Source organism: Kitasatospora sp. NPDC041988, from assembly GCF_055588525.1.
Genome location: NZ_JBVJCO010000001.1, coordinates 420,105 through 429,063 on the forward strand (window position 1 = coordinate 420,105; position 8,959 = coordinate 429,063).

The window sequence follows — 8,959 nt, forward strand, 5'->3', positions numbered from 1 at the left end:
AACTGGGGCTTTTCCCACCTCTCCCCGCGGAGGAATCACCCCACCCCCCCGGCCTGTGGACGGACGGGGATGACAAAGGCCGAAATGGGCGTGGTGCAGAACCGGGCCCGGCACCCCGCCTTCGGGCAGTGGTGAACGTCAGCAGGTGAGGACGGGGTTCGCCCAGTCGGCGTGATCGCTGTTGGTGCCGTCGCCGCCGTCGGTGACCACGAGGTGCAGCTCGTCGGCGCCCGTGAGGTCGGCGGTGAGGTGCTTGGCGGCGGAGCTCGCGGTCATCAGGCCGCTGTCGGCGACCTTGGTGGAGTCCTTGTAGATCTCGAAGGAGAGGCTGCCGCGGCCGTTCGCCTCGGCATCCACCCCCACGTCGGTGGTGAGGGAGGAGCAGGACCCGCCGAGGTAGTAGACCACCTCGCTGAGGGCGTTGACGCCCAGGCCCTTGGCGTACGTGGTGCCCGCGATGGTGATGGTCTGTCCGTCCCGGGCCTGGTTGTCGCCGTTGCTCATGTCCCTCTCGACCGGGCCCCAGCTGTTGCCGGCTGAGGACCAGGGGAGGTCGGAGAGCTGGTGGGTGCCTGCGGCCGGGCCGCTGCCGCAGGCGATCCGTGCGCCCGCCCAGTCGGCGTGGTCGTAGCCGGTGCCGTCGCCGGCGTCGGTGGCCACCAGGCGGACGGTGGTGGCGCCGGTCAGATCGGCGGTGAGGTGCTTGGCCGGGTCCTTCCCGGTGAGCGTGCCGCTGTCGGCAACAAGGGTGTCGTCCTTGTAGATCCGGAACACCGCCGAGCCGTTGCCGTAGGCGTCGTCGTCGATCCCCACGTCGGTCACCAGGTTCCTGCAGGTGCCGCCGAGGTGGAAGGCGACCTCGCTGGGGGCGTGCGTACCGAGGCCCTTGGCGTAGGACCGGCCGCGGAGGGTGATGGCCTGTCCGTCACCGGCCACGTGGTCGCCGTTGGTGCGGTCGCGCTCGACCGGGCCCCAGAAGTTGGAGACGGAGGCGAACGGGAGGTCGCTCAGCTGGGTCACCCCGGTCGGCGGGGGGACGGGCGAGCCCGGGGTGACCCGGAACATCGCCGTACCGTGCCCCGGCACGGTGGCGCTGACGGTCCCGTTGCCGGTGGTGGCCTTCTTCGACCACAGGTCCTTGACCGTGTAGGAGTCCGCCCCGCCGATGCCGAGGGTCTGCGCGGTGGCGGTGATGGTGGCGTCGTAGGAGCCCTCGTTGGTCAGGGTGACGGCCCGGCCGCCGTCCGCCAGCGGTTTGGACATCACCACCAGGCCCTGCTCGGAGGAGACCACGGAGCCCTGCCGGCCCAGCGGGTCCTGGTCCACCGCGATCACGTCGGTGTTGGTCAGGATCTCGAAGGTCTCCGGTTCGGCGGTGCGCAGGTCGGTGCCGATCATCAGGGGCGCGGCCATCTCGGCCCAGAGGCTGAAGTGGGTCCGGTACTCGGTCGCGGTCATACCGCCGTTGCCGACCTCCAGCATGTCGGGGTCGTTGAAGGCCCCGGGCTTGGCGTAGCCGGCCAGGCCCTGGTTGGCCTGGGCGATGGAGATCATGCTCTGCCAGGTGTCGCTGATGTCGCCGGTGGTGCGCCAGGAGTTGCCGACCGACGGTGCCCAGTTCCACGGGCCGGTGCTGCCCCACTCGCAGATGCTGTAGAGGATCGGGCGGCCGGTCGCCTTCAGGGCGTCGCCCATCGCCTTGTAGCGCGCCTGGGCGTCGATGCCCTGGTTGTGGCAGTTGTCGTACTTCAGGTAGTCGACGCCCCAGGAGGCCCAGAGCCTGGCGTCCTGCCGCTCGTGGTTGAGGCCGCCGGGGAAGCCCTGGACATCGCAGGTGTGGTCGCCCGCGCTGGAGTAGATGCCGAACTTGAGACCCTTGGCGTGGACGTAGTCGGCGAGCGCCTTGATGCCGTTCGGGAAGCGGACCGGGTCGGGGACGAGGTCGCCCGCAGCGTTGCGCTGGGGCTGCGCCCAGCAGTCGTCCAGGTTGACGTACTGGTAGCCGGCGGCCTTGAGGCCCTTGCTGACGAAGAGGTCGGCGATGCCCTTGATCATGGCTTCGTTGAACTGGGCACCGCAGTGGGTGGAGTTCCAGTTGTTGAAGCCCATCTGCGGGGTGAGGGCGAGCCCGTTGTCCAGGGCCAGCGCCGGTGGCGCGGTGGCGAGTTGGAGTCCGACGGCGAGGGCGCCGCCGCCCGTGAGCAGGGTGAGGGCCGTCAGCGCCGACGCGACGCGGTGGGGCTGCGAGGCGCGGCGGGGCGGAGGGGTGCGGCGGGGTTGCGAGGTGCTGGGGGAGCGCAAAGGTCCTCCAGAGAGGGTGTGTTGGGAAGGACCCCGGCTCCGGCGACATGCCGGAGCCGGGGAGCAGGAGGGCGGGGAGGTCAGGAGAGCAGGCTCCAGGACTGCCCCGCCGCCGATCCGTCGGACGGGCTGAGGACCACCGGGGAGGTCGCGGTGGCCTGCGGGGCGGCCAGGACCAGACCGGTCGCGACGTTGGTGATGGTCAGCGCTCCGGTGGCGGTGTTCTGGACGACGCGCCACTTCTGGGCGGGGTTGCCGGCGTCGTAGGCGTTCTGGACCCGGGCGGGCTGGCCGGGCGTGCCGGGGCCGGTGAGCGTGCCGTGGTTCTGCGTGCCGGTGTAGCAGTTGTCGGTGATGCGCACCGTGCCGTCGGCGTTCGGGGCGAAGTTCCACTGCTCCGAGGTGTGCGAGCTCCACCAGGTGTTGACGTCGGTGGGGGAGCCGTCGGGCGCGCTGCAGGTGCCCTGGACCTCCAGCGCCTGGCCGCCGGTGCCGCCGGCGCTGATGCCGTGGTACCGGCCGTCGCCGACCACCGTCGCCGGGATGGTGCCGGGCAGCGCCTTGAGGCGGTAGAGGGCGACGCCGTGCGGCTCCACCTGGGCGCTGAAGCTGCCGGTCACGTTGCCGGTGGCGCCGGTCCAGAGGTCCTTCGCCGAGTAGCCGGGCCCGGTCAGGCCGAGGTCGCCCAGGCTGGTGGAGACGGTCCGGTAGCCGGCCGGGTCCTGATTGATCAGCAGGACGGCGGTGTCACCGTTGGCGAGTTGCCGCTTGAGGACGACCGGCGCCGTCCTGCTGTTGGGCGGGGCGCCGACCAGGGTGGCGGGCTTGGCCAGCCGGTCCTGGTCGATCGCGATGACCTCGGTGTTCTTGTAGACGGCCAGCTGGTCGGCGGTGATGCCGGTGGACCAGGTGAGGCCGTCCCGGGTGTGCTGGGAGTTCGCGGCGGTGCGCAGGTCCGCGCCGGAGATGAGCGGGGAGGCCATCATGGCGAGGATCGACATCTCGCTGCGCGACTCGGTCAGGGACATGGGCTTGTGGCAGGGGCAGGTGTCGGTCTGGCCGTACACGCCGTACGGGTTCCGCCAGCCGGCGAACATCATGTCCATGTCATTCCAGCTGCCCGGCCGGGCGTTGCCGGGGTACTTGAGGGCCGTCTGCAGCTGGCCGTTGTAGAGCACGCCCTCCAGGTCCGGGCCGCGGTCGCCGCCGATCCGGCAGAGGTTGGCCACCTGCCCGCACCAGACCCCGGTCGGGGCGTAGCCGGGCGCCTCGTTCGCGGGCGTACCGGCCGCGACCACCACCGGGTCGGTGCGGGCCGGGTCGTCGGAGGCCAGGAGGTAGGGGACGCCGGTGTGCACCGGTTGCGCGGAGACGCTCAGTGCCACCCGCGGGCGCCCCTGGGACTGCGAGGCGGAGTCGAGTGCCCGCTGGAAGTCGCGCACCCGGGCGTAGATCGACCGGGTCAGCTCCCTCCCCTCGCCCTGCGTCCAGTAGTTGTGGCCGTCGGGGCCGATGATCTGCGGGCCGTACGGGCAGTCGTCGTACTTGACGAAGTCCACACCCCAGGCGACGAAGTCGGCGGCGTCGGTGGACTCGTGGCCCAGGCTGCCGGGGCGGCCCTGGCAGGTCGTGTAGGTGTCCGTGGCGTAGAGGCCGAACTTCATGCCCTTGCTGTGGGCGTACCAGGACAGGTACTGGATCCCGTTCAGGGACTGCCCGTTGACGGTGTGCGCCGGGTAGCGCGCCGGGTCGGGGACGAGGTGGCCGGTGGTCAGGTCGAACCCGGTGCCGTCGGTGCCGCTGACGGGGTTGCGGTTGGCGTCGTAGAGCTGCATCGCGCCGTAGGAGTTCTTGACCAGGTCGGTGGTCTGGCCGTCGCGGTGGCCGAGCGACCAGCCGTCGTCGATGGTGACGGTGTCGTAGCCGGCCTGGACCAGCCCGTTGGCGGACATGAAGTCGATGGTCTGGACGACCTGTTCCTGGGTCACCCCGGTGCCCAGGGTGTTCCAGGAGTTCCAGCCCATCGGCGGGGTGAGGGCGAGCCCGTTGTCCAGGGCCGCCGCGGGGGCGGCCGCACCGAGGACGACGGTGCCGAGCCCGGTCGCCGCGAGTGACAGCGCGACCAGGGCGCGGGGCAGGGCACGGGGCAGTGCGCGGGGCAGGGGTATCCGCATGGGCGCTCCAGAGTGCGCAGGTGGGGGTGGGGGATCGGCAGTCCGCTGCCGTTGGTTTCTGTTTGAAGTCCCAACAGAAAGCAACGCAGCATAGACACACGCACGGGCCGGGCTCAAGTGCCTTGCACGGAGCCGCCGATGACGGCCACTCGGCCCGGGTGGCACGGCGGGCACCGCCGTGCGCCGCGGCATGTCACAGGTTGATTTCGGTGTGACAGCGTGCTTGACGCGAGGTCAGTGAACCATGTGATATTTCACATCGCGTTGAAGTCCGTTTGGTTCTGATCGCTTATTGAACATGCACTCAGTCCTGGCCTGCTCGGCGCACCCTCGATCCCCACCCGTGCCGGTACCGGTCCCCGACCGGCACAAAGGAGCGTTTCCCCCATGACCCGAAGCACCACCGGCCGTGCCGCCGCCGGCCTCCTGCTCGCCCTCGGCCTGACCACGACCGCCTGTTCCACCGGCCAGGAGTCCACCACCGGCGCTGCCTCGGTCGCCCCGGTGAGCGGGAAGGTCTCGCTGACCTACCTGCAGAAGCAGGGCGACCAGGAGTACTTCGTCGGCGAGGCGGCCGGCGCCAAGGCGAAGGCCGCGGAGCTCGGCATCGACCTCAAGGTCGTGAACCTCGGCAACGACGCCAACAAGACGGTCAGCGAGGTGCAGGCGGCCATCGCCCAGAAGACCAACGGGGTGATCGTCGTCGTCCCGGACCCGGCTGTGGGGCCGCAGGTCGTCCAGACCGCCCGGGAAGCCAAGATCGCGCTCCTCACCTCCGACGACCAGGTCTGCGCCACCGGCCCGGACCCGTCGGTCTGCGCCAAGGGCGACCTCGTCCCACGGGTCGGCTTCAGCGGCGCCCAGATGGGCACCGAGGTCGGCAAGCGGGCCGCGGACGAGTACACGAAGGCGGGCTGGAGCGCCGCCGACACCCGGGTCATCTCGGCCTGGAAGCAGGACGTGACCGTCTGCGGCGACCGGGTCAAGGCGGCCAAGGAGGCCTTCGGCGTCGTCGCCCCCGGGGTCCAGACCATCGACGTCGCCACCGACAACACCCCCACCGGCGCCCAGGACAAGGTCGCCGCGACCGTCACCGCGAACGCGGGCGTCAAGCACTGGGTCGTCTGGGGCTGCAACGACGAGAACGTGCACGGCGGCGTCACCGCCCTGCGCAACGCCGGCGTGAGCGCCGACAACGTGGCCGGCGTCGGCCTCGGCGCCTACCTCGCCTGCAAGGACTGGAGCGGCACCCAGCCCTCCGGCATGAAGGCCGCGCTGTTCATCAACGGCCGGGACGTCGGCGCGCTCGCCGTCCAGACCATGTACGACAAGCTCAAGAACGGCAAGGACATGCCCGCCGAGGCATTCGCCAAGACCACCATGGTCGACGCCGCCACCTGGAAGAGCGCCGGGGTCACCTGCACCTGACCGGTCGTCACCGGGCGGCCGCCAGCCCACGCCGGCGGCCACCCGGTTCCCCGCCCGTACGACGCCGATTCGTACGACGCCCGACCCGTACGAGGCCGACCCGACCGACGTCCCACCCGTACGAGTCCCGACCCGTTCGAGGCCGATCCGTACGACGTCCCACCCGTACGAAGCCCGACCCGTTCGACGCCCCCGAGGTGACCCAGCCGTGAGCAGAGTGCGCCGCCCCAACGCCGGCGGCCCCCGACCACCCGCCGACCGGCCACCCGCCGACCGGCCACCTGCCAAACGGCCGCCCGCCGATCCCGGCCCGTCCGTCGACCCGCGGCCAGCCGGCACCACGGGCGTCGAAGGTGTCGTCAAACGCTTCGGAGCCGTCCAGGCCCTGGCCGGTGTCACCCTCGACTTCCCCGCCGGCAAGGTGACCGCGCTGATGGGGGAGAACGGCGCCGGCAAGTCCACGCTGCTGAAGATCCTGACCGGGGACCACCGGCCCACCGAGGGCCACGTCCTCCTCGACGGCCGGCGCGTCGAACTGCGCTCCCCGGCCCGGGCCAGGGCCCTCGGCATCCGGATCATCCCGCAGGAACCCGAGATCATCCCGCACGTCTCGGTCGCCGAGAACGTCTACGCCGGCTCCCTGCCCCGGGCCGCCGGCCGCCGCCTGGACCGCGCCGAGCTGCGCCGCCGGATCACCGCGGACCTCGACCGGCTCGGCTTCGCCGGGGTCCTCGACCCCGACCTGCTCGGTTCGCAACTGACCTCGGCCCAGCGCCAACTGGTCGAGATCCTGCGCGCCCTGACCGGCGAGGCCAAACTGATCGCGTTCGACGAGCCGACCTCCTCGCTCTCGGAGCACGAGGTCGAGGCCCTGTTCGCCCTCATCGGCCGCCTGCGCGAGCAGGGCATCGCCGTCGTCTACGTCTCGCACCGGATGCAGGAGATCTTCCGGCTCGCCGACCGGATCGCCGTCCTGCGCGACGGCGCCCTGGCAGGCGTGCAGGACGCGCACCGCACCAGTGAGGGCGAACTGGTCCGCCAGATGGTCGGCCGCGACCTGTCCGCCCTGTTCGTGCGCCGCACCGTCGCCACCGACCGCGTCGTCCTGGCGGCCCGGGGCGTCACCACCGACCACGTGCGCGGCGTCGACCTGACCGTCCGCGCCGGCGAGATCGTCGGCCTGGCGGGCCTGATCGGCGCCGGACGCTCCGAGTTGGCCCTCGCCCTCGCCGGTGACCTGCCCGTGCGCGGCGGCACCGTCACCCTGGACGGCCGGCCACTGCCGTCGGGGAGCCCCCGCCGGGTGATCCGGGCCGGCCTCGCCCTCGCCCCCGAGGAACGCAAGGCCCAGGCGCTCTTCCTGCACCGCTCCGTCCGGGACAACACCTCGATCGCCGTCCTGGAACGGCTGCGCCGCCTGCGCTTCGTGAAGCGGACGGCCGAAGGCGACCTCGCGCGGCAGTACGCCGAGCGCCTGCGGGTGCGCACCCCGTCCGTCGAGCACGAGGTCGGCAAGCTCTCCGGCGGCAACCAGCAGAAGGTCGTCCTCTCCCGCTGGCTGGCCCGCCGTCCGAAGCTGCTGATCCTCGACGAACCGACCCGCGGCATCGACGTCGGTGCGAAGGCCGAGATCTACCGGATCATCGCCGACCTCGCCGAGGAGGGCGTCGCCCTGCTGGTCATCTCCTCGGAACTGCCCGAGATCCTGGGCCTGGCCGACCGGATCGTGGTCATGCAGGGCGGGCGCGTCACCGGCGAACTGAGCCGGGACGACGCCACCGAGGAGGCCGTCCTCCAACTCGCCATGGCCGACGACATCACCGGCACGACCTCTCCCGGAGCATCCTCTTGACCACCGCCACCACCCCGCCGGCCCTCAAGGGTGCGCCGCACGGCCGCCCCGCCCGCCCGGCCTCCCTGCTCGCCGGCATCGGCGGCCAGAACCTCAGCCTCGTCGGCGCACTCGCCGTGGTGCTGGCCGTGTTCGGGGCCCTCAACGACAACTACCTCAGCTGGACCAACATCCAGGTCATCGCGGAGGCCGCCACCATCACCGGCCTGCTCGCCGTGGTGCAGACCGTGGTGATCATCTGCGGCGGCCTGGACATCTCGGTGGGATCGCAGGCCGGCCTGGCCTCCGTGGTCAGCGCGATGGCGTTCACCTCCGCCGGGTCCAACGCCTTCGCCGGCATGGCCGCCGCCGTCGGCGTGGGCGCGCTGGTCGGCATCGTGAACGGTGCCGTGATCGTGTACGGCCGGGTCAACCCGACCATCGCGACCCTCGCGGGCCTCGCCGCCTACAAGGGCCTCGCCCAGCTGGTCTCGGACGGCCGGGCGCAGGGCTACGTCCTCAACGACGGGGTGTTCGTCTTCCTCGGCCGCGGCAAGATCGCCGGCCTGCCGGTGATGGTCTGGATCCTGATCCTCACCGCCCTGGCCGTGCACGTGCTGCTCAAGTACACCGACATCGGCCGCAACCTCTACGCGATCGGCGGCAACGACACCGCCGCCCGGCTGGCCGGCATCGCCATCAACAAGTACCTGGTCGCCGTGTACGCCCTGATCGGCGTGGTGGCGGCCGTCGCCGGCATCCTGCTCACCGCCCGCACCGGCTCCGGGCAGCCGGTCTCCGGCAGCGAGGGGCTGGAGCTGAAGGCGATCACGGCCGCCGCCCTGGGCGGCAGCGCACTCAAGGGCGGCCGGGGCGGGATCGGCGGCACGCTGCTGGCCGTCGCCCTGCTGGGCGCGCTGGAGAACGGCCTCACCGTCCAGGGCATCAACTCCTTCTGGCAGAACGTCGCCCAGGGCGCGCTGCTGGTGGCCGCCGTGGTCGTCCAGCAGCGCCGCAGCGGCGACCGCGCCGTGGGCCTTCCCGGCTAGCCGGCCCGGCGGGTGCCCATGCCGGTGCCCACGCCGGTGCCCATGCCGGTAACCAGGACGGTGCCCATGCCGGTGGGGGGGGGGGGGGGGGGGGGGAGGGGGGGGGGGGGGGGGGGGGGGGGGGGGGGGGGGGGGGGGGGGAGGGGGGGGGGTGGGGGGGGGGGGGAAGGGGGAGG

General features: G+C 72.0%; 5 protein-coding genes. 3 read left to right on the plus strand and 2 right to left on the minus strand.

The genetic code is table 11. The annotated features are described in order from the left end of the window. Positions 1–138: 138 nt before the first annotated feature. Together ACZ6NC_RS01760 and ACZ6NC_RS01765 are read right to left on the minus strand one after the other, a co-directional pair. Positions 139–2,301: an NPCBM/NEW2 domain-containing protein gene (locus tag ACZ6NC_RS01760; RefSeq protein WP_465727857.1), complete on the minus strand. Its 2,163-nt coding sequence runs from the start codon at positions 2,299–2,301 to the stop codon at positions 139–141. A gap of 80 nt (positions 2,302–2,381) precedes the next feature. After that, entirely contained in the window at positions 2,382–4,475 is a 2,094-nt protein-coding gene (locus ACZ6NC_RS01765) for an alpha-galactosidase (protein WP_465727859.1), read from the minus strand. Between the two features lie 387 nt (positions 4,476–4,862). Here ACZ6NC_RS01765 and ACZ6NC_RS01770 point away from each other — a divergent pair, with 387 nt between their 5' ends. The 3 genes from ACZ6NC_RS01770 to ACZ6NC_RS01780 all read left to right on the plus strand — a co-directional run bounded on the left by ACZ6NC_RS01770 (position 4,863) and on the right by ACZ6NC_RS01780 (position 8,783). Next, a complete protein-coding gene (locus ACZ6NC_RS01770; protein WP_465727861.1) occupies positions 4,863–5,903 on the plus strand; it encodes a substrate-binding domain-containing protein in 1,041 nt (346 codons plus the stop codon). A gap of 208 nt (positions 5,904–6,111) precedes the next feature. Continuing rightward, positions 6,112–7,755: a sugar ABC transporter ATP-binding protein gene (locus ACZ6NC_RS01775; protein ID WP_465727863.1), complete on the plus strand. Its 1,644-nt coding sequence runs from the start codon at positions 6,112–6,114 to the stop codon at positions 7,753–7,755. Continuing rightward, positions 7,752–8,783, plus strand: a complete 1,032-nt coding sequence (locus ACZ6NC_RS01780) for an ABC transporter permease (RefSeq protein WP_465727865.1) — start codon at positions 7,752–7,754, stop codon at positions 8,781–8,783. The genes ACZ6NC_RS01775 and ACZ6NC_RS01780 overlap by 4 nt, the downstream gene beginning before the upstream one ends. Positions 8,784–8,959 lie beyond the last annotated feature (176 nt).